21 protein-coding genes are annotated in these 19,743 nt (G+C 56.4%); 16 read left to right on the forward strand and 5 right to left on the reverse strand.

Annotated features, from left to right (window positions below; genetic code table 11):
* The first annotated feature begins 24 nt into the window (after positions 1-24).
* Positions 25-1,596 (forward strand): methyl-accepting chemotaxis protein, encoded by a 1,572-nt coding sequence (locus ACN9MQ_RS02175; RefSeq protein ID WP_426021251.1) that lies wholly within the window; start codon positions 25-27, stop codon positions 1,594-1,596.
* Here ACN9MQ_RS02175 and ACN9MQ_RS02180 read toward each other — a convergent pair.
* Positions 1,568-1,924, reverse strand: coding sequence for a helix-turn-helix domain-containing protein (locus tag ACN9MQ_RS02180; RefSeq protein ID WP_025205788.1), 357 nt, complete (start codon positions 1,922-1,924; stop codon positions 1,568-1,570). The genes ACN9MQ_RS02175 and ACN9MQ_RS02180 overlap by 29 nt on opposite strands.
* 148 nt (positions 1,925-2,072) lie before the next feature.
* Complete coding sequence (gene fbp / locus ACN9MQ_RS02185; RefSeq protein WP_020882906.1) at positions 2,073-3,071, reverse strand: class 1 fructose-bisphosphatase; 999 nt, start codon at positions 3,069-3,071, stop codon at positions 2,073-2,075.
* Between the two features lie 197 nt (positions 3,072-3,268).
* Here fbp and mpl point away from each other — a divergent pair, with 197 nt between their 5' ends.
* A complete protein-coding gene (gene mpl / locus ACN9MQ_RS02190) occupies positions 3,269-4,645 on the forward strand; it encodes a UDP-N-acetylmuramate:L-alanyl-gamma-D-glutamyl-meso-diaminopimelate ligase (protein WP_025205787.1) in 1,377 nt (458 codons plus the stop codon).
* 92 nt (positions 4,646-4,737) lie between these two features.
* Here the strand turns inward: mpl and yjgA are convergent, their stop codons facing one another.
* Positions 4,738-5,289: a ribosome biogenesis factor YjgA gene (gene yjgA, locus ACN9MQ_RS02195; protein WP_014168373.1), complete on the reverse strand. Its 552-nt coding sequence runs from the start codon at positions 5,287-5,289 to the stop codon at positions 4,738-4,740.
* A gap of 95 nt (positions 5,290-5,384) precedes the next feature.
* Between yjgA and pmbA the strand changes: the two genes are divergently transcribed.
* From pmbA to ACN9MQ_RS02265, 14 genes are all read left to right on the forward strand, one after another.
* A complete protein-coding gene (gene pmbA / locus ACN9MQ_RS02200; RefSeq protein WP_020882904.1) occupies positions 5,385-6,737 on the forward strand; it encodes a metalloprotease PmbA in 1,353 nt (450 codons plus the stop codon).
* A gap of 41 nt (positions 6,738-6,778) precedes the next feature.
* Positions 6,779-7,165, forward strand: a complete 387-nt coding sequence (gene cybC / locus ACN9MQ_RS02205; RefSeq protein ID WP_014168375.1) for a cytochrome b562 — start codon at positions 6,779-6,781, stop codon at positions 7,163-7,165.
* A 318-nt stretch (positions 7,166-7,483) separates the two neighbouring features.
* Positions 7,484-7,822: a glycine dehydrogenase gene (locus tag ACN9MQ_RS02210; protein WP_014168376.1), complete on the forward strand. Its 339-nt coding sequence runs from the start codon at positions 7,484-7,486 to the stop codon at positions 7,820-7,822.
* A 10-nt stretch (positions 7,823-7,832) separates the two neighbouring features.
* The gene (locus tag ACN9MQ_RS02215; protein ID WP_003830384.1) at positions 7,833-8,195 is read left to right on the forward strand and encodes an SFCGS family glycine-rich protein; all 363 of its coding nucleotides are present in this window, start codon (positions 7,833-7,835) and stop codon (positions 8,193-8,195) included.
* Positions 8,196-8,197: 2 nt separating this feature from the next.
* The gene (locus ACN9MQ_RS02220) at positions 8,198-8,497 is read left to right on the forward strand and encodes a DUF4312 family protein (RefSeq protein WP_006810338.1); all 300 of its coding nucleotides are present in this window, start codon (positions 8,198-8,200) and stop codon (positions 8,495-8,497) included.
* Between the two features lie 22 nt (positions 8,498-8,519).
* Positions 8,520-9,296, forward strand: a complete 777-nt coding sequence (locus tag ACN9MQ_RS02225) for a DUF4311 domain-containing protein (protein WP_014168378.1) — start codon at positions 8,520-8,522, stop codon at positions 9,294-9,296.
* Positions 9,297-9,309: 13 nt separating this feature from the next.
* Entirely contained in the window at positions 9,310-9,951 is a 642-nt protein-coding gene (locus ACN9MQ_RS02230) for a DUF4310 family protein (protein WP_014882285.1), read from the forward strand.
* 42 nt (positions 9,952-9,993) lie between these two features.
* On the forward strand, positions 9,994-11,127 hold the full coding sequence (locus tag ACN9MQ_RS02235) for an amidohydrolase/deacetylase family metallohydrolase (RefSeq protein WP_086533172.1): 1,134 nt from the start codon (positions 9,994-9,996) through the stop codon (positions 11,125-11,127).
* Positions 11,111-12,229, forward strand: coding sequence for a DgaE family pyridoxal phosphate-dependent ammonia lyase (locus tag ACN9MQ_RS02240; protein WP_049023696.1), 1,119 nt, complete (start codon positions 11,111-11,113; stop codon positions 12,227-12,229). Before ACN9MQ_RS02235 ends, ACN9MQ_RS02240 begins: the two co-directional genes overlap by 17 nt.
* A complete protein-coding gene (gene dagF / locus ACN9MQ_RS02245; protein ID WP_059306432.1) occupies positions 12,226-12,966 on the forward strand; it encodes a 2-dehydro-3-deoxy-phosphogluconate aldolase in 741 nt (246 codons plus the stop codon). The genes ACN9MQ_RS02240 and dagF overlap by 4 nt, the downstream gene beginning before the upstream one ends.
* Before the next feature lie 87 nt (positions 12,967-13,053).
* Complete coding sequence (locus ACN9MQ_RS02250) at positions 13,054-14,190, forward strand: lactonase family protein (protein WP_047366506.1); 1,137 nt, start codon at positions 13,054-13,056, stop codon at positions 14,188-14,190.
* A gap of 19 nt (positions 14,191-14,209) precedes the next feature.
* Positions 14,210-16,120, forward strand: coding sequence for a BglG family transcription antiterminator (locus tag ACN9MQ_RS02255; RefSeq protein ID WP_014168384.1), 1,911 nt, complete (start codon positions 14,210-14,212; stop codon positions 16,118-16,120).
* A gap of 77 nt (positions 16,121-16,197) precedes the next feature.
* Positions 16,198-16,440: a type II toxin-antitoxin system RelB/DinJ family antitoxin gene (locus tag ACN9MQ_RS02260; RefSeq protein WP_020885404.1), complete on the forward strand. Its 243-nt coding sequence runs from the start codon at positions 16,198-16,200 to the stop codon at positions 16,438-16,440.
* Positions 16,430-16,714, forward strand: coding sequence for a type II toxin-antitoxin system RelE family toxin (locus tag ACN9MQ_RS02265; protein WP_426021249.1), 285 nt, complete (start codon positions 16,430-16,432; stop codon positions 16,712-16,714). The genes ACN9MQ_RS02260 and ACN9MQ_RS02265 overlap by 11 nt, the downstream gene beginning before the upstream one ends.
* Before the next feature lie 3 nt (positions 16,715-16,717).
* Here the strand turns inward: ACN9MQ_RS02265 and nrdG are convergent, their stop codons facing one another.
* Complete coding sequence (nrdG, locus tag ACN9MQ_RS02270; protein WP_040018491.1) at positions 16,718-17,182, reverse strand: anaerobic ribonucleoside-triphosphate reductase-activating protein; 465 nt, start codon at positions 17,180-17,182, stop codon at positions 16,718-16,720.
* Between the two features lie 138 nt (positions 17,183-17,320).
* Entirely contained in the window at positions 17,321-19,459 is a 2,139-nt protein-coding gene (nrdD, locus tag ACN9MQ_RS02275; RefSeq protein ID WP_020885401.1) for an anaerobic ribonucleoside-triphosphate reductase, read from the reverse strand.
* Between the last annotated feature and the right edge of the window lie 284 nt (positions 19,460-19,743).

Consider the following 19,743-nt stretch of genomic DNA (forward strand, 5'->3'; position numbering starts at 1 on the left):
TATCTCGCTACCGGAAATAATATCATGCTTAAAACGCTATCGATTCGTACCGGCTTGCTCTCTTTACTGGCCGTTATGACCCTTCTGCTGCTGATTGTCAGCGGCATTGGCATTTATGCCCTCACACAGAGTTCTTCATCACTCCAGCGCATCAACCACCTTCAGGGTGAGCAGATGGTGCAGCTTAATTCTGGCTATACCCTGATCCTGCGCGCGCGTAATGAAGCGGGTCAGGCGGTCCGGATGATGGAAATCGGCATGCTGGATGATGCGGCCAAATCGGTGAAAAACATCAATCAGGAGATTGCCCAGGCCCGTAAAACGCTGAAAGGCGTGATCGACGGCGGGGTGGCGGATGAGCAGGGACAAAAACTGCTGGATAAGGTGGCCGCGAGCCTGGCGACCTATAACCAGCAGGGGATCGACCCGATGCTGAAAGCCCTGAACGATCAGAGCGCAGACAGCTATTACGATCTGCTGGAGAACACGCTGATCCCGGTGGCGGCGCAGTTTGATAATGATATGCAGGTCTTTCAGAAATGGAGCGAAGCGCGCGGGAAAGCGGAAGTGAAGGCCGTGCAGTCGAGCAAAAACCGGGTACTGATCCTGATCGTGGTGGCCGCGCTGCTGACGGCTGGCATTATTGTGCTGGCGTGGCTGGTACTGCGTCACATGCTGCTCAAACCGCTTTCGGCGTCCATTGCTCAGCTGGAGAACGTGGCGGCGGGCGATTTAACCCATACGCTGAATGACCCGGCGAGCCAGGAGTTTAACCGCCTGAACGCGGCCATTGAGGGGATGCGGCAGTTTCTGATGAACTCGGTTTTACGGGTACGTGATGCCAGCTCGCAAATTGATACCGGCAGCCGCGAACTGACGGCGGGGAACATGGATCTTGCCCAGCGCACGGAATCCACCGCGACATCGCTTGAGCAGACGGCCGCCAGCATGGAAGAGATCACCGCCACGGTGAAACTCAATGCAGACAACGCCGAGCAGGCGCACCAGTTGGCGAAATCCGTGTCTGACACCGCCGATCACGGCAGCGAAATGGTCTGCTACGTCATTGAAAAAATGCGTGATATCGCCGGCAGTTCGGCACGCATCGCCGATATTCTGAGCGTCATTGATGGCATTGCCTTCCAGACCAATATTCTGGCGCTGAACGCCTCGGTGGAAGCGGCGCGCGCGGGTGAGCAGGGGCGCGGGTTTGCCGTTGTCGCCGGTGAAGTGCGAAACCTCGCCAGCCGCAGCGCTGACGCAGCAAAAGAGATCCGTTCGCTTATCAGTGATTCTCAGACCCACGTAAACGAAGGCAGCGAGCTGGCGCAGCAGGCTGGCGAAACGATGGATGAGATCGCAACAGAAGTACTGCGCATGACCAAACTGATGCGCGAGATTGCGACCGCGTCCCAGGAGCAGAGTCGCGGCATTGAGCAGGTGAATATTGCCGTGAATCAGATGGACGAAACCGCGCAGCAGAATGCGGCGCTGGTCCAGCAATCTTCTGCCGCGACGCGCTCGCTGGAAGAGCAATCGCGTCAGCTGATGGACGCCATGGCATCATTTAAACTGACGGCTCAGACAGCGGCATAATATTTTCCCGCCCCGGCGCATTCTGTGTCGGGGTTTTATGTGTCGCTGAATTTAATGCGCCAATATTATCGTGAATATCGCCCATTAATATTTCCAGAGACTGGGTTAATGCTAATGCATTTTCAGTCGGCTCAAGATATAACCCTTTGCGGAAAAATAGCGGCTCGTCAAACAGCTGATTAAAGCGTTTTAATGCCAGACTCACCGCGGGGCGCGACATCTCCAGACGTACAGAGGCTTTTGCCATACTGCCGCAGCGGACCACTTCAATAAAAACAGGGATAAGATTTAAATCAATGCCGGTATTAGCACGGGAATAATTTTTCATGACGATTAGGCTCCAGGAAATATTTGTCAAACTGTTATGGAAATAATGCAGGAGCAAAACCGAATATTAAAGCGTGTTTTTTATAAATACTTATACGGTAAAATATATAAATGAAGCGGGGAGCCTGAAGGGCTCCCCGTGTTATGGGTTATGCGTCCGGATACTCACGGATAAAACGTTCAACGTCATCAACCATATGGGTGTTGCCGACAAAGAACGAACGACGCTGGTGCAGGCTTTCCGGCACGATGTCCAGAATACGCTCTTTACCGTCGCTCGCCTTGCCGCCAGCCTGTTCGGCCAGGAACGCCATTGGGTTGCATTCATACAGCAGACGCAGCTTGCCGTCAGGGTGGCTTGCCGTGCTTGGGTAGAGGTAGATACCGCCTTTCAGCAGGTTGCGGTGGAAGTCAGCAACCAGCGAGCCGATATAGCGGGACGTGTACGGGCGCTGAGTGGCTTTATCTTCTTCCTGGCAGAACTTGATGTATTTCTTCACGCCGTTCGGGAATCGGATGTAGTTGCCTTCGTTGATGGAGTAGGTATTGCCCTTCTCCGGGAAGCGCATACGTTCCTGGCTCAGGCAGAAAACGCCCAGCGAGGGATCGTAAGTAAAGGCGTGAACGCCGCAGCCCGTGGTGTACACCAGCATGGTGGAGGAGCCATAAACGACGTAACCGGCCGCCACCTGGTTACTGCCCGGCTGCAGGAAATCTTCCTCTGTCACCGGCGTGCCAACAGGCGTGACGCGGCGGTAGATGGAGAAAATGGTACCGACAGAAACGTTAACGTCGATGTTAGAGGAACCGTCCAGCGGATCCATCAGCACAACGTATTTAGCGTGTTCACACCCTTCGAAAACGACAATTTCATCTTCTTCTTCGGAGGCGATACCCGCCACGATGTCGCGCGCGCGCAGTGCAGCTTTCAGTTTTTCATTTGCGAACAGATCGAGTTTCTGTTGAACCTCGCCCTGAACGTTCTCGGCACCGCTGGCACCCAGGATATCGACCAGACCGGCCTTGTTGATATCACGGTGGATGATCTTAGCGCCCAGCTTTATTGCCGACAGCAAAGCAGTGAGTTCACCCGTAGCATGAGAAAACTCGTGCTGCTTTTCGACAATAAATTCACCTAACGTTTTCATAACACTTTCCCTGCATCTTTGTGAGTAGAGCGATTGTATGTTCACTAAAACGACTAAAGCCCAACAATCTTAACAAACATTCAAATATTAGCGCAGAGGTGAATCGCGCCAGCAATATACGGATTTACCTGAAATGCGTTTCGCTGTCGCTGACATGTGAGTAAAATGTGCGCCACATTGAAGAAGGATAGTGACGTATGCGCATTCATATATTGGGGATTTGTGGCACTTTCATGGGCGGACTGGCAATGCTGGCGCGCTCTCTGGGCCATGAAGTGACAGGTTCGGACGCCAATGTGTATCCGCCGATGAGCACGCTTCTGGAGAAACAGGGCATCTCTCTGATTCAGGGATACGATGCCAGCCAGCTGGATCCTGAGCCGGATCTGGTGATCATTGGCAACGCCATGACCCGCGGTAATCCGTGCGTTGAGGCGGTTCTGGAACGCAACATTCCGTTCATGTCTGGCCCGCAGTGGCTGCATGATTTCGTGCTGCGCGACCGTTGGGTCGTTGCCGTAGCCGGAACGCATGGCAAAACCACGACCGCCGGAATGGCGACCTGGATCCTCGAAGCCTGTGGTTATAAGCCAGGTTTTGTAATCGGGGGTGTACCGGGTAATTTCGATGTTTCTGCGCGTCTGGGTGACAGCCCGTTCTTCGTGATCGAAGCCGACGAGTATGACTGCGCGTTCTTCGACAAGCGCTCCAAGTTCGTGCACTACTGCCCGCGGACGCTGATCCTCAACAACCTTGAGTTCGATCACGCGGATATTTTTGACGATCTGAAAGCGATTCAGAAACAGTTCCACCATCTGGTGCGCATCGTTCCGGGTCAGGGCCGCATCATCCTGCCGGAAAACGACATCAACCTGAAGCAAACCCTGGCGATGGGATGCTGGAGCGAGCAGGAGCTGGTGGGCGAGCAGGGACACTGGCAGGCGAAAAAACTCAACGCGGATGCCTCCGAGTGGGAAGTGCTGCTCGACGGTGAGAAAGTGGGTGAGGTGAAGTGGGGCCTGGTGGGCGAGCACAACATGCACAACGGCCTGATGGCGATTGCCGCGGCACGTCATGTGGGCGTTCAGCCTGCGGATGCGGCGGATGCGTTAGGCTCGTTCATTAACGCCCGCCGTCGTCTGGAGCTGCGCGGTGAAGCCCACGGCGTCACGGTGTATGACGATTTTGCGCATCACCCGACCGCCATTCTGGCGACGCTTGCGGCCTTACGCGGCAAAGTCGGCGGGACCGCCCGCATTCTGGCCGTGCTGGAACCGCGTTCGAACACCATGAAAATGGGCATCTGCAAAGACGATCTTGCGCCATCCTTAGGGCGTGCCGATGAAGTCTTCCTGCTGCAGCCGCAGCATATTCCGTGGCAGGTGGCCGAAGTGGCCGATGCCTGCATTCAGCCTGCGCACTGGAGTGCGGATGTGGATGCGCTGGCGGATATGGTGGTGAAAGCCGCACAGCCAGGCGATCACATTCTGGTGATGAGCAACGGCGGTTTTGGTGGGATCCATCAGAAGCTGCTGGACGGTCTGGCGAAGAAAGCGCAGGCGGTCGCCGAGTAAAAAAAAGCCCGGTAGCGCTCACGCTTATCGGGCTTTTTCTCCCTCGCCCACAGGGAAAGGGGCGAGGTTAAGGGCACTCAACGATGCTGTGCTTACTCTTCGTTTTCAGACAGCTCACGCAGATACTGGAAAATCAGGCGTGCAGACTTCGGCGGCTTGTTCGCCTCTTTCTCTTTCTGGGCATTGCGGATCAACGAACGCAGCTGCTGGCGATCGGCATCCGGCCACAGGTTCAGTACTTCCGGTACCGCATCATCACCTTGTTCAATCAGACGATCGCGGATCTGCTCAAGCTTATGGAACAGCGCAACCTGCTGGTTGTGGCGGTTTTTCAGTTTGTCCAGCGCCTGGCGGATCGGTTCAACGTCACGCTGACGCAGCATTTTACCGATAAGCTGAAGCTGACGGCGACGGCCTTCTTTCTTGATTTTCTGTGCCAGTTCAATGGCATCGCGCAGATCCTGGTCGAGCGGGAGTTTATCCAGCGCGTTTTTACCCAGTTCTACCATTTCCGCGCCAAGCTGTTTTAACTCTTCGGCGTCACGTTTAATTTCACTTTTACTGACCCAGATGATCTCATCATCTTCGTCTTCGATGTCATCACCGGGAACGTCGTCGAGCCAGTCTTCGGGCTGCTTAGTCATGTCAGGCTCCTTAAAAAAAGAGGCTAATGTTACCAGTTAAGACGCGCACTGAAAAACGGTTCTCTGTTAGACTTCAATTAACTCTCTCTTACAGTATGGCATTTGCGATGAAAGTAACCTCACAAGTTGAAGCGCAGCGTAAGATTCTGGAAGAAGCCGTCTCCACCGCGCTGACGCTCGCTTCAGGTAAATCAGATGGCGCCGAAGTGGCGGTAAGCAAAACCACCGGCATCAGCGTCAGCACCCGCTACGGCGAAGTGGAAAATGTAGAATTCAACAGCGATGGCGCCCTGGGGATCACGGTTTATCACCAGAATCGCAAAGGCAGCGCGTCATCGACCGATCTCAGCCCGGATGCCATTGCCCGTACGGTGCAGGCTGCGCTGGATATTGCGCGTTACACCTCGCCCGATCCTTACGCCGGCGTTGCCGACAAAGAGCTGCTGGCATTCGATGCCCCGGATCTCGATCTTTTCCACCCGGCGGAAGTGACGCCGGACGAAGCGATCGAACTGGCTGCCCGTGCCGAGCAGGCGTCTCTGAAGGCCGATAAACGCATCACCAATACCGAAGGCGGAAGTTTTAACAGCCACTACGGTATCAAAGTGTTTGGTAACAGCCACGGGATGCTGCAGGGCTACTGCTCAACGCGCCATTCGCTCTCCAGCTGCGTTATCGCTGAAGAGAATGGGGATATGGAGCGTGATTACGCCTACACCATCGGTCGCGCGCTGGGCGATTTGCAGTCTCCTGAGTGGGTTGGTGCAGAATGCGCGCAGCGCACGCTGTCCCGTCTGTCGCCACGTAAACTCTCCACCATGAAAGCCCCGGTCATTTTTGCCAATGAAGTGGCGACCGGCCTGTTTGGCCACCTGGTGGGGGCAATTGCCGGGGGCTCCGTTTACCGTAAATCGACGTTCCTGCTCGACTCGCTGGGCAAGCAGATCCTGCCGGAATGGTTGACCATTGAAGAGCATCCGCACCTGCTGAAAGGGCTGGCCTCGACGCCGTTCGACAGCGAAGGTGTGCGCACCGAACGCCGCGATATCATCAAAGACGGCATTCTGACGCAGTGGCTGCTGACCAACTACTCTGCGCGCAAGCTGGGGCTGAAAAGCACCGGTCACGCGGGCGGCATTCACAACTGGCGAATCGCGGGTCAGGGCCTGAGCTTTGAGCAGATGCTTAAAGAGATGGGCACCGGTCTGGTCGTCACCGAGTTAATGGGCCAGGGCGTAAGCGGCATTACCGGCGATTACTCGCGCGGCGCGGCGGGCTTCTGGGTTGAGAACGGTGAAATTCAGTATCCGGTAAGCGAAATTACCATCGCCGGCAACCTGAAAGACATGTGGCGCAATATTGTTACTGTCGGTAACGATATTGAAACACGTAGCAATATACAGTGTGGTTCAGTCCTCTTACCGGAGATGAAAATCGCCGGGCAGTAATACCCGTAAAGGCGTTTTAATAATAAAAAAGGAAGTGAGCAATGCGTAAACACCTGTTAGCGATCGTCGCAGCGTCAACGCTGGTTCTTGGTTCTTCTGCGTTTGCTGCCGATCTTGAAGACGACATGGGCATCCTCAGTGAAAACCTGAAGGTGGTGCAGAAAACGGACAATGCGGCGGAAATGAAAGGCGCATTGACCAAAATGCGTGAAGCGGCACTGGACGCGCAGAAATCCACGCCGCCAAAGCTGGAAAATAAAGCGGCAGACAGCGCTGAGATGAAAGACTACCGCCACGGCTTTGACGTGCTGGTCGGTCAGATTGACGGTGCACTGAAGCTTGCCAACGAAGGCAAAGTGAAGGAAGCCCAGGCGGCAGCTGACCAGTTTGTGACTACGCGTAATACCTATCACAAAAAGTATCGTTAATTCTCGGTACGCGCTTTCCCCGTGCGGGGGCGGTTAATCGCCCCCGCATGTTTGCTTTCCGGGCATAAGAAAACCTTATCCACCTCACATATTTGCACGTCTGCCCATAATCTTTTTCGCTCCCACGCCCCCTTAATTGCCGTCAGATAGCGTGATATTCATCACGTAAATACAGTGATTTATCTATATTCAGCATATTTATGTGGCACAGATCACTGCCGGTGCTCGCCTTTCCACTTCGAAGTGGAAAACAACTCGCTACAAACAATTCCCCCCCAACGTTAGTTTTATTCCAGAGCCATTAACGGGGTAAGACGAGTGATTAACGGAGCGGTAATGAACGACGTTGGAGATCAGGCGGTGCAAACAGAGCAGCTCGCTAACACCATGCTGGCGCAGGTGTATGCCCTGCTGGCCCGGCACAACATCATCCCCAACGCAGTACAGGAACAGATGCTCACCTCCCACGTTCGCGCGATGGCGCACCGGTCCGTGACCGGCGAGCCGCTGCCGGAGGTTGAAGCCGAGCTGTTCGACGAAATTTCTCCCGATTCAATGCGGCTTGCCCGTGAAGTGGTCGCGCAGTTTGGCAACCTTCCTGATGAAGAGGCCTGGCTGCTCTCCGTTCACTTCGAAGTCGCGAAAGACAACCTTTAAGGAGCAACACATGGAACAGATTACAGTCGTGATTGGCGATCGCCTGGGTAAAGGTCAGAAAGTGGCGGCAGGCGTTGAAAAAGCCGGTGGACGTGCGGTTGTCGTGCCGGGTGTGGCGGCAGACATGAAGCTCGGTGACGTGATGAAAGCGGAAAATGCCACCTTCGGCATCTCCTTCTGCGGCAGCGGCGGCGCGGGTGCCATCACCGCACAAACCAAATATGGCTACAAAGCCAAATACGGCATGCGTTCAGTGGATGAAGGCGTCACCGCCATCAATGAAGGCTGCAATGTGCTGGGCTTTGGCTTTATGGATAAAGAAGAGCTGGGCGAGCGTCTGGTTCAGGCGTGGCAGAAGAAACACGGCGCATAAGCATGAAAGAACAGTTCACAACCACGGTGAGAGTGAAGGGCAAAGGCGACGCTAAAGCGCGCGCCTTTGCTGATGCGCTCAACCACGTTCAGGCCGCGGTGATGAAAGCCTCACCGCATATCTTACTGCGTATTGAGCCACAGGATGTGCAGGTCGTTCAGGCGCAAGAAGCGGTGCGTAAAGAAGCTTTTCTGTTCTTCTTTTTGCGCCGGGAAAGACGCACCTACAGCGTGGAGCTGGATGTGACCGTCAACGTGACTGCCATCAATCTCGACCAGGTGGATTTCGTCACGCAACGCTGATTATTCATAAAAGGGCAGACTGATGTTCTTAATTATATTAATAAAATCGCTCATCATTGGCGGCCTGGTTGGCGTCGGTGTGGGGGCCGGGGCTGCACGCATGTTTCATGCGCCTACCACTCAGGGTATGGGCGCGTTTCGTACGTTGGGGGAACTGAACTCCTGTGAAGGGGATCCGGCTTCTCACTTCTCCTTCGGGTTAGGCTTCTTCTTTAACGCCTGGGCCTCTTCCGTGGCTGCAGGTGCATTCACACAGGACGTTGACCACCGCATCATCCCGAACTGGGGTGCTGCAGCACTGATGATTAAAAACCGTAACGTCGGCGAAACGCTGCACGATCCGCGCAAAATGGCGATTGCCTGCGGCGTGATCGGCATGATTGTCGTCACCTTCCTTAACCTCACCGCCTCTTCTGTTCCGGCTGCGCTTCAGGTGACCGCCGTGAAGGTGCTGGTGCCTGCGGCAAACCTGCTGGTCAACACCGTGATGCCGGTGATCTTCTGGCTGGCCGCCATCGATGCGGGTAAAAAATCGGGCTTCTGGGCCACCATTTTTGGCGGCGCGGCGCAGCTGATCATGGGTAACGCCGTACCGGGTCTGGTGCTGGGTATCCTGATTGGTAAGGGCGTTGAAGAGAGCGGATGGAACCACGTCACCAAAGTGATGATGGCGGCCATCGTGGCGCTGTTCGTGCTGAGCGGTTTCTTCCGTGGCTTCGACATGAAGATGATCGAATCCTTCCATCTGACCGTGCCGAACTGGCTCGACATGATCCACAACGCGCTCAGCGGTAAATAACAGGAGCCTCGACATGGAACAGAATAAAGGGTTTTGGTATGCCGACTGGTCGTTCCCGATCTTCGTTGGCCTGCTCTCTTCCGGTGTTTTCGCCGGGACGCATATGTACTACCTCTACGGCATCGGCGCGTTCAACGAAGTGGCCTTCGTGGCGATGCTGAAAGCGGGGATGGATACCGGCGTTTACGGCGCGGTGGCGGCGTTCGGTGCCAGCTTCTTGTTCGCCCGTATTATCGAAGGGTCGCTGGTCGGTATCCTTGATATCGGCGGGGCGATCCAGACCGGGGTGGGCCTCGGGGTTCCGGCGCTGCTGCTGGGCGCGGGCATCATGTTCCCGGTGACCAACTTTATTGCCGCGCTGATCACCGGCCTGGTGATTGGCCTGGCAATTGGCTACGTCATCATCCTGGCGCGTAAGTTCACCATCAATCAGAGCAACTCCACCTACGGGGCGGACGTGATGATGGGGGCCGGTAACGCCTCCGGTCGTTTCCTCGGGCCGTTGATTATCCTCAGCGCCATGACCGCCTCCATTCCTATTGGTGTCGGCTCTCTGGTGGGTGCGCTGCTGTTCTATATCTGGCAGAAGCCGATTACCGGTGGCGCCATTCTCGGTGCAATGATTCTGGGCTGGCTGTTCCCGGTCGCCCTTTAATGCCCGCGGGCGCCCCGGCGCCCGCCTTATCAGGAGATCCTCATGTTTGATTTACTCCTGCGCCGTGCGCGCCTCACCGACGATACCCTGACCGATATCGCCATTCAGGACGGAAAAATCGCGGCGCTGGGCGACATTACCGCGGCCGCCCGCAAAACGGTTGAGTTGAACGGTGAAGTGTTCGTCAGCGCAGGCTGGATTGACTCCCACGTTCACTGCTACCCGAACTCCCCTATTTATCACGACGAACCGGACAGCGTGGGCATCGCCACCGGCGTGACCTCGGTGGTGGATGCCGGCAGTACCGGCGCGGATGACGTGGACGATTTTTATGAAATCACCCGTAAAGCCTCAACCGACGTTTATGCCTTACTGAACATCTCCCGCGTGGGGCTGATTGCCCAGAACGAACTGGCCAATATGGCCAACATTGATGCGAAGGCCGTGAAGCAGGCCGTTACGCGCTACCCGGATTTTATCGTTGGCCTGAAAGCGCGCATGAGCAGCAGCGTGGTCGGCGAAAACGGCATAACGCCGCTTGAGCGCGCGAAAGCCATCCAGGCAGAGAACGGCGACCTGCCGCTGATGGTGCACATCGGCAACAACCCGCCCAACCTCGATGAAATTGCCGACCTGCTCAGCTCAGGCGACATCATCACCCACTGCTACAACGGCAAGCCGAACCGCATTCTGACGCCATCCGGTGAACTGCGTGCGTCCATCACCTCCGCCCTGAAACGCGGTGTGCGCCTGGACGTCGGACACGGTACGGCGAGCTTTAGCTTTGAGGTGGCGAGACGCGCCATTGCGATGGGCATTTTGCCACACACCATCAGCTCGGATATTTACTGCCGCAACCGCATTAACGGCCCGGTAGGGTCGCTGGCAAGCGTGATGTCGAAGTTTCTCGCCATCGGCATGTCGCTGCCGCAGGTGATTGAGTGCGTCACCGCGAACGCCGCCGACGGGCTGCGTCTGACGCACAAAGGCCGTATTCAGCCAGGTCTTGATGCCGACCTGACGCTGTTCACGATAAAACGCCAGCCAACGCTGCTGGTGGATGCTGAAAATGACAGCCTGCAGGCTGAACACATTCTGGTGCCGCTTGCCGCCATCCGCGCAGGCAAGGGCTACATGACCGAACAAGGGAGCACGGAACATGCCTTCGATTTATGAGAAGTATCACTTAAAGCAAGTCATCAACACCTCAGGCCGTATGACGGCGCTGGGTGTCTCCACGCCGCGCCCGGACGTGGTGCAGGCGGCGATGGATGGCATGAATCACTATTTCGAGATGAAGGATCTGGTCAACAAAACCGGCGAATACATCGCGAAGCTGCTGGATGTGGAAGGGGCGACGGTGGTCTCCTGCGCGTCCGCGGGCATCGCCCAGTCCGTGGCGGCGGTGCTGGTCAAAGACAGCGACTGGCTGCTGGAGAACCTGCACGTCACCCCGATTGAGAACAACGAAATCGTGCTGCCGAAAGGCCATAACGTTAACTTTGGCGCACCGGTAGGCACCATGGTGGCGCTGGGCGGCGGCAAGCTGGTGGAAGCGGGCTACGCGAACGAATGCTCCGCCGATCAACTGGCGGCGGCCATCACGCCGCGTACCGCGGCCATTCTTTACATCAAGTCTCACCACTGCGTGCAGAAAAGCATGCTCAGCGTAGAGCAGGCGGCGGTGGTGGCGCGTAAGCACGATCTGCCGCTGATCGTGGATGCGGCCGCGGAAGAAGATCTTCACGTTTACTACCGCGCCGGTGCCGATCTGGTTATCTACAGCGGTGCGAAAGCGATTGAAGGGCCAACCAGCGGGCTGGTGATCGGCAAAACGCAGTATGTTGAGTGGGTGAAACGCCAGACGGCGGGGATTGGCCGCGCAATGAAAGTGGGTAAAGAGGGGATCCTCGGCCTCACCTGTGCCATCGAACACTACCTGACGGCGACCAAAGAGAGCGGCGAAGAGATGGTGGCGAAGATGACGCCCTTTATTGACGCGCTTAATACCCTTAACGGCGTGACGGCACGCGTGGTCTGGGATAGCGCCGGTCGCGATATCGCCCGTACCGAAATTAAGTTTGATGAAGCCACCACCGGTGTTGGCACCGGCGACCTGGTGACCGCGCTGAAGCAAGGCGAGTACGCCATTTACTTCCGTGGCTACAAGGCCAACGAAGGGATTATCGAAGCGGACGTGCGCAGCGTGAATGCCGATCAGCTGAACATTGTTTATCGCCGCATGAGTGAAGTGTTAGGACAGGAGAAAAAGGCATGAAACTGACCCCCAACTTTTACCGTGACCGCGTCTGCCTGAACGTGCTGGCAGGATCGAAAGCCAACGCCAGCGCCATTTACGAGGCGGCGGAAGGCCACGTGCTGGTGGGCGTGCTCTCCAAAAATTACCCGGATGTCGCCAGTGCGGTTGCCGATATGCGCGACTACGCTCAGCTTATCGATAATGCGCTCTCTGTGGGCCTCGGCGCAGGCGATCCGAACCAGTCCGGGATGGTCAGTGAGATCGCCCGTCAGGTGCAGCCGCAGCACGTTAACCAGGTGTTCACCGGCGTGGCAACCAGCCGTGCGCTGCTGGGGCAGAGTGAATCCGTGGTCAACGGCCTGGTCTCTCCGACCGGCACCGTTGGCAAGGTGAAAATCTCCACCGGTCCGCTGAGCAGCACGGCGCCGGACGGCATTGTGCCGGTTGAAACTGCGATTGCCCTGCTGAAAGATTTTGGCGGCAGCTCCATCAAATACTTCCCGATGGGAGGCCTGGCGTGTCGGGACGAATACCAGGCAGTGGCGGAAGCCTGCGCCCGTCACGATTTCTGGCTGGAGCCGACCGGTGGGATCGATCTGGAGAACTATGAAGCGATCCTGCAGATCGCCCTTGATGCGGGCGTGAGTAAAATCATTCCGCATATCTACAGCTCGATTATCGACAAAGCCAGCGGCGACACGCGTCCGGAAGATGTGCGTACGCTGCTGGAGATGACGAAGAAGCTGGCTAAGTAGTCTTTACCCCTCACCCCTAACCCTCTCCCCTTTGGGGAGAGGGTTAGGGGTGAGGGGCACAAACCGCACAAAACCAAAGGAGCCACCATGCACACCCGCAATCTGCTCGTCGCTTCACTCTCGTTACTCGCTACCACTGCCATCGCCCAGACCCATTACGCCTGGGTCGGGACGTACAACCCCAACGGCGAGGGGCTGTACCGCTTTACGGTCGATCCTCACACTGGCGCGCTGTCGAATAAAACGCTGGTCAGCACGCTGCCAAACGCCGCGCAGCTCACCGTCTCGCAGGATGGTAAGACGCTCTATCTGGCGAGCGAAGTGGAGCAGGGCGTGGTGCAGGCGCTGCGCGTGAGCGATAACGGTGAACTGAGCGAGCTTAATCAGGTGGCGTCCGGCGGGGCGGGGCCGGTCTATCTCTCCCTGACGCCAAAGGGTCACCACCTGCTGGTGGCGAACTACGTCAGCGGCTCGATTGCTGTTCTGCCCGTTAATGCAGACGGCAGTCTGGGGGAGGCCACGGACACGCATCAGGATCGGGGAGAGCCGGGCGCGGCGAAACCGGCGGCGGCGGTGGAAGGCAGTTTTGCCATTAGCGATCACAATGGCCCCCATGCGCACATGATCGCCGCCGATCCGCGCGGGAAATACGTTTTTTCTACCGATCTGGGTCTGGATCGTATCTACCAGTACCGTTTTGACGATCAAACAGGCAAGCTGACGCCGAACGATCCGCCGTTTATCAGTGCCTCCTCGAAAGGGGCCGGTCCGCGGCATTTCGTCTTTACGCCGAAAGGCGATGCGTTATGGCTGATTAACGAAGAGGCATCCACGCTCACGCACTATACGCTGGATGCCCGGGGCAGGCTGCAGGAGGGGAAAACCCTCTCCGCCCTGCCACACGGCTACAAAGGCACCAGCTTTGCCGCCGGGCTGGCACTCAGTGCCGATGGCAAACAGCTGTATGTGGCTAACCGTTTGCATAACAGCATCGGGCACTTTACCGTAACAGCGGATGGCACGCTGACGCATCAGGATGATGTGTGGACGCGTGGTGATTACCCGCGCACCCTGACGCTCGACAAACAGGGGCGCTGGCTGTACGTCATGAATCAGCGCAGCGACAACATTACCCGTTTTCGCGTGGCGCAGGACGGCAAACTCAGCGCCGAGCCGGACTATACCCCGGTCGGCAGCCCATCCCAGATGGTCATTTCACCCTAAGCCGTAAGAGGACAACCCCGTGCGATTTCCGAACCAACGTTTAGCGCAACTTTTCGATCTGTTGCAAAACGAGACGCTGCCGCAGGACGAACTGGCGCAGCGGCTGTCGGTCTCCACGCGAACCGTCCGCGCTGATATCACCGCCCTGAACGCGCTGCTGGCGAGCCACGGTGCGCAGTTTATTCTCAGCCGCGGCAATGGCTATCAGCTCAAAATTGACGATGCAGAACGCTATCAGCAGCTTCAGTCCTCCCACCCGCGCGCGCTGCGCATTCCCCGCACCGGGCCGGAGCGCGTGCACTATCTGGTGGTCCGTTTTCTTACCTCCGCGTTTTCGCTCAAGCTGGAGGATCTGGCGGATGAGTGGTTTGTCAGCCGTGCGACGCTGCAAAGTGACATGGTGGAAGTGCGCGAGTGGTTCCACCGTTACAACCTGACGCTGGAAACCCGACCGCGCCACGGCATGAAGCTGTTTGGCAGCGAGATGGCGACCCGCGCCTGTCTCACCGATCTGCTCTGGGAGCTGGCGCAGCAGGATAGCCTGAACCCGCTGGTGACCGACGTTGCGCTCAATGCGGGGGTGGCGGAGCAGATGGTTCCCGTGCTGCACGATGCGCTGACGCGGCATCACATTCGTCTGACTGACGAGGGCGAGCTGTTCCTGCGCCTGTACTGTGCGGTGTCGGTGCGTCGCATCAGCGAGGGCTATCCGCTGCCGGAATTTCACGCAGAAGATGTGGCCGAGAATGTCCGTGAGGCGGCGAAAGACATCGCTGTGACCATTCAACAGCTGGCGGATAAAGCGCTTTCGCCTTCAGAAGAGAGCTGGCTCTGCGTTCACATCGCGGCACGTCAGATCCAGGAGATTGCCCCCAGTGCCATCAATGCCGATGACGACGAAGCGCTGGTCAATTACATCCTGCGCTACATCAATACCCACTATAACTACAACCTGCTCAGCGACGAGCAACTGCATGCGGATCTGCTCACCCACATCAAAACCATGATCACCCGCGTGCGCTATCAAATCATGATCCCTAATCCGCTTCTGGATAACATCAAGCAGCACTACCCGATGGCGTGGGATATGACCCTCGCGGCAGTGTCGAGCTGGGGGAAATACACGCCGTATGTGATCAGCGAAAACGAGATCGGTTTCCTGGTGCTGCATATCGGTGTCGGGCTGGAGCGCCACTACAACATCGGCTACCAGCGTCAGCCGCGCGTGCTGTTAGTTTGCGATGCCGGGAATGCGATGGTCCGGATGATTGAAGCGGTGCTGCAGCGCAAATATCCGCAAATTGAGGTGACCCGCACGCTCACGCTGCGCGAGTATGAGCTGGCGGAACCGATCGGCGAAGACTTTGTTATCTCGACCGCCCGCGTGAGCGAAAAGTCTAAACCGGTGGTGATGATCGCCCCGTTCCCGACGGACTACCAGCTTGAGCAGATAGGTAAGCTGGTGCTGGTGGACCGAACCCGCCCGTGGATGCTGGATAAATACTTCGATGCCGCCCATTTCCGCATTATCGACAGGCCGATTGACCAGCAAACGCTGTTCCGGGAGCTGTGCGAGCAGCTCGAAGAAGAGGGGTTTGTTGGCGCGGAGTTTCTGGATTCGGTCGTGGAGCGAGAGGCCATCGTCAGCACCATGCTGGGCGACGGCATTGCGCTGCCGCACTCACTTGGGCTACTGGCACAAAAAACGGTGGTTTACACCGTGCTGGCACCGCAGGGTATTGCCTGGGGGGATGAAACCGCCCACGTGATTTTCCTGCTCGCCATCAGCAAGCGCGAGTACGAAGAGGCGATGGCGATTTACGATATTTTCGTGACTTTCCTGCGTGAGCGCGCCATGTCACGGCTGTGCAGTTGCAATGATTTCGCCGGGTTTAAAGCGGTGGCGATGGAGAGTGTGAGCCGGTTTTGAGAGACGTTATCCAGAATTCGATGTAATGCAAATGTAATGCTAAAATGCATTACACATTCGATTTCACTGGAGGCATAATGGCCACGCTGAACGTCCGTCTGGATGACAAACTCAAAAACGAGGCTTATGCCGTGCTTGAAAAACTCAATATCACGCCAACGGAAGCCGTTCGGTTACTGTTTCAGTACGTTGCGGAGACGGGGCGTATGCCGGTGAAAACGGTCACTGTTAGCGACAGTGAAGATGAACTCATACAGACAGTCCGGGAGCGGCTGGCTAATCCGCAAAAAGGAATTAAGGTTAGGCTGGATGACTTATGAACTCGTATTTGATCCGAGGGCGTTCAAGGAGTGGACCAGGCTGGGTGATACCGTAAAAAATCAGTTTAAGAAGAAGCTTGCGAACGTGTTGGTGAACCCCTGGGTTGAATCGGCTCGCCTGCATGGCCTGCCTGATTGCGACAAGATAAAACTCAGATCCCAGGGTTATCGTTTGGTCTATCAGGTTCATGACAACGATGTGACGGTATGTGTTATTGCTATCGGTAAGAGAGAGAAATCAGCCGCTTATCATGACGTAAACAAACGGCTTTAGCGATCAACGCAAATGATGCACAACCTGGTTGCTGCTGCCGCGCCAGATCAGCGCAGGGTCTTTTAAATCCTGCACAAACTTGCCGTCAACCAGCACGTTAATCAAATCCACCACTTCCCTCTGCTCAGCATTCAGTTCTTCGAGCTTATAACCCGTCCAGACCCAGATATCCTTTCCTGCACATTCGCGGCGAATGCGTTTTATCAGCTTCAGAATGTCCGGCACGTTTTGCGGGTGAAGCGGGTCGCCACCGGAGAGTGAAATCCCCTGGCGATGAATGCGCGTGTCGTTGAGATCGTGGATGATCCGCTGTTCCATTTCCGCGGTGAACGGCAGGCCTGAATTTACGCGCCAGGTGCTTTTGTTGTAACAGCCGGGGCATTCATGGACGCAGCCTGAGACAAACAGAGTGCAGCGGGTGCCGGGGCCGTTGACGATGTCGACGGGGTAGTATTGATGATATCGCATAAGAAGATGTCCAGAGTGTGTGTGCGCGGGTGCCCTCACCCCAGCCCTCTCCCACCGGGAGAGGGGGGAAACGTAGGTGCGCGTTCGGTTCCCTCTCCCTGAGGGAGAGGGGTAGGGTGAGGGGAAACCCCCGACGCCTTAACCGATCTGCCCATTCCCCAAATGTTTCACGCGTCGCTTAACCTCTTCCTGCTTACCGGCGTTAAACGGACGCGCATCGGGACTCCCGAGATAGCCACATACGCGGCGGGTCACCGAGACGCGAGCCGCATCGTGGTTACCGCATTTCGGGCAGGTGAAGCCTTTGCTGGTGCACTCAAACTCACCGGTAAAGCCACACTCGTAGCACTCGTCAATCGGGGTGTTGGTCCCGTAATACGGTACGTGCTGATAGCTGTAATCCCAGACATCTTCCAGCGCCTTCAGGTTGTGCTGAATGTTCGGATACTCGCCGTAGCAGATGAAGCCACCGTTCGCGACGGGCGGATACGCGGCTTCAAAGTCGATCTTGTCGTAAGGGTTCACCTTCTTCTCCACGTCGAGGTGGAAGCTGTTGGTGTAGTACCCTTTGTCGGTTACCCCTTCGACAATGCCAAATTCAGCGGTATCCAGGCGGCAGAAACGGTCACACAGGTTTTCACTCGGGGTGCTGTACAGGCTGAAGCCGTAGCCGGTTTCGTCTTTCCACTGGTCAACCGCATCGCGCAGGCGCTGAACAATGGCGACACCTTTTTCACGCAGGGCGTCGCTGTCATACATGTGCTGGTTGCCGAACAGCGCGTTGATCGTTTCGTGAATACCGATGTAGCCCAGAGAAATTGACGCGCGACCATTTTTGAAGATCTCCGACACGTCATCGTCCGCCTTCAGGCGCACGCCGCAGGCTCCTTCCATATACAGGATGGGCGCAACGCGGGCTTTCACCCCTTCCAGACGCGCAATACGGGTCATGAGGGCCTTACGTGCGAGCTGCAGACGTTCGTCCAGCAGTGCCCAGAAGGCCGCTTCGTCGCCTTTGGCTTCGAGGGCGATACGCGGCAGGTTGAGGCTGATCACGCCGAGGTTGTTACGGCCGTCGTGAACCTGTTCGCCGTTTTCGTCTTCATACACGCCGAGGAAGCTGCGGCAGCCCATCGGTGTTTTAAACGAGCCGGTCACTTTGACCACCTGGTCGTAGTTCAGGATGTCCGGGTACATGCGCTTGCTCGCACACTCCAGCGCCAGCTGTTTGATGTCGTAGTTAGGATCGCCAAACTTGTGGTTCAGGCCGTCGCGGATAGCGAACACCAGTTTCGGGAACACCGCTGTCTTACGGTTTTTACCAAGCCCGGAGATACGGTTGCGCAGGATAGATTGCTGAATCAGGCGTGATTCCCAGCTGGTACCCAGACCAAAACCGAAGGTCACAAACGGCGTCTGACCGTTGGCGGTATGCAGGGTGTTCACCTCGTATTCCAGCGACTGGAACGCGTCGTAGCACTCTTTTTCGGTACGGGAGTGCGCGTAGCCCTCGGCGTCCGGGATTTGCCACTCTTCAGCGGTTTGACGGTGTTTATTGAAGCTTGCCGTGACGAACGGTGCCAGTACTTCATCAATGCGGTTAATGGTGGTGCCGCCGTAAATATGGCTGGCGACCTGAGCGATAATCTGCGCCGTGACCGCAGTGGCCGTGGAGATGGATTTTGGCGGCTCAATCTCGGCATTACCCATTTTAAAACCGTGGGTCAGCATGCCTTTCAGGTCGATGAGCATGCAGTTGAACATCGGGAAGAAGGGCGAGTAATCGAGATCGTGGTAGTGGATCTCACCGCGCTCATGCGCCGAGACCACGTCGCGCGGCAGCAGGTGCTGACGGGCATAGTGTTTGGCAACAATACCGGCCAGCAGGTCGCGCTGGGTGGGGATCACTTTGCTGTCTTTGTTGGCATTTTCATTCAGCAGGGCGGAGTTGGTCTGCTCAACCAGGCCACGAATCTCCTGATTAAGACGACCGCGTTTCTCACGCTGAACGTCCCGATCGTGGCGGTATTCGATATAGGCGCGGGCTAACTGCTTGTAGGGGCCCGCCATCAGCTGGTTTTCAACCGCGGTCTGGATCTCATTGATATCGACCTGGCTGCGTTCGTTCATCTGGCTGCTAACGACTTCTGCGACGGTGGCGCAGTAATCTGCGTCATCGACACCCGCTGCTTTAGCTGCACGCAGAATGGCTTCCTGGATGCGCTCTGATTTAAACGGCACTTTACAGCCATCACGTTTCATCACATGCGGTGTCATGATCACTCCATTTTTAAAAACAGGTTATCCACAAAGGTGGAGAAGTGTTCACCGGGCGTATTGTCAGCCAGGCCAGAGACTTCCCACGTTCCCAACGCGTGTTATCCACAATTCCGGAGAGCTGAGTCGCCGTCTTGTTGTTGGAATAGTAGACGATAAATACAATATGTTGGGTTGGCGTGCATTTTAAGTGCTACATATAGTGATTTGCATCAAACATGTTTGCGATTTATTTGATTCAGAACAAAGTAAAAAGACGAGAGTACAAACGACGGGCACTCCAG

It is taken from the genome of Enterobacter sp. R-25, assembly GCF_049913205.1.
Classification (GTDB): domain Bacteria; phylum Pseudomonadota; class Gammaproteobacteria; order Enterobacterales; family Enterobacteriaceae; genus Enterobacter; species Enterobacter ludwigii.

Excerpts from the sequence above, each read along its gene's own strand:
- ACN9MQ_RS02235 (WP_086533172.1), top strand. The coding sequence starts at position 9,994 with ATGTTTGATTTACTCCTGCGCCGTGCGCGCCTCACCGACGATACCCTG.
- cybC (WP_014168375.1), top strand. The coding sequence starts at position 6,779 with ATGCGTAAACACCTGTTAGCGATCGTCGCAGCGTCAACGCTGGTTCTT.
- ACN9MQ_RS02230 (WP_014882285.1), top strand. The coding sequence starts at position 9,310 with ATGGAACAGAATAAAGGGTTTTGGTATGCCGACTGGTCGTTCCCGATC.
- mpl (WP_025205787.1), top strand. The coding sequence starts at position 3,269 with ATGCGCATTCATATATTGGGGATTTGTGGCACTTTCATGGGCGGACTG.
- ACN9MQ_RS02240 (WP_049023696.1), top strand. The coding sequence starts at position 11,111 with ATGCCTTCGATTTATGAGAAGTATCACTTAAAGCAAGTCATCAACACC.
- ACN9MQ_RS02220 (WP_006810338.1), top strand. The coding sequence starts at position 8,198 with ATGAAAGAACAGTTCACAACCACGGTGAGAGTGAAGGGCAAAGGCGAC.
- nrdD (WP_020885401.1), bottom strand. The coding sequence starts at position 19,459 with ATGACACCGCATGTGATGAAACGTGATGGCTGTAAAGTGCCGTTTAAA.
- fbp (WP_020882906.1), bottom strand. The coding sequence starts at position 3,071 with ATGAAAACGTTAGGTGAATTTATTGTCGAAAAGCAGCACGAGTTTTCT.
- dagF (WP_059306432.1), top strand. The coding sequence starts at position 12,226 with ATGAAACTGACCCCCAACTTTTACCGTGACCGCGTCTGCCTGAACGTG.
- nrdG (WP_040018491.1), bottom strand. The coding sequence starts at position 17,182 with ATGCGATATCATCAATACTACCCCGTCGACATCGTCAACGGCCCCGGC.
- ACN9MQ_RS02265 (WP_426021249.1), top strand. The coding sequence starts at position 16,430 with ATGACTTATGAACTCGTATTTGATCCGAGGGCGTTCAAGGAGTGGACC.
- pmbA (WP_020882904.1), top strand. The coding sequence starts at position 5,385 with ATGGCATTTGCGATGAAAGTAACCTCACAAGTTGAAGCGCAGCGTAAG.
- ACN9MQ_RS02175 (WP_426021251.1), top strand. The coding sequence starts at position 25 with ATGCTTAAAACGCTATCGATTCGTACCGGCTTGCTCTCTTTACTGGCC.
- yjgA (WP_014168373.1), bottom strand. The coding sequence starts at position 5,289 with ATGACTAAGCAGCCCGAAGACTGGCTCGACGACGTTCCCGGTGATGAC.
- ACN9MQ_RS02250 (WP_047366506.1), top strand. The coding sequence starts at position 13,054 with ATGCACACCCGCAATCTGCTCGTCGCTTCACTCTCGTTACTCGCTACC.
- ACN9MQ_RS02180 (WP_025205788.1), bottom strand. The coding sequence starts at position 1,924 with ATGAAAAATTATTCCCGTGCTAATACCGGCATTGATTTAAATCTTATC.
- ACN9MQ_RS02225 (WP_014168378.1), top strand. The coding sequence starts at position 8,520 with ATGTTCTTAATTATATTAATAAAATCGCTCATCATTGGCGGCCTGGTT.
- ACN9MQ_RS02260 (WP_020885404.1), top strand. The coding sequence starts at position 16,198 with ATGGCCACGCTGAACGTCCGTCTGGATGACAAACTCAAAAACGAGGCT.
- ACN9MQ_RS02215 (WP_003830384.1), top strand. The coding sequence starts at position 7,833 with ATGGAACAGATTACAGTCGTGATTGGCGATCGCCTGGGTAAAGGTCAG.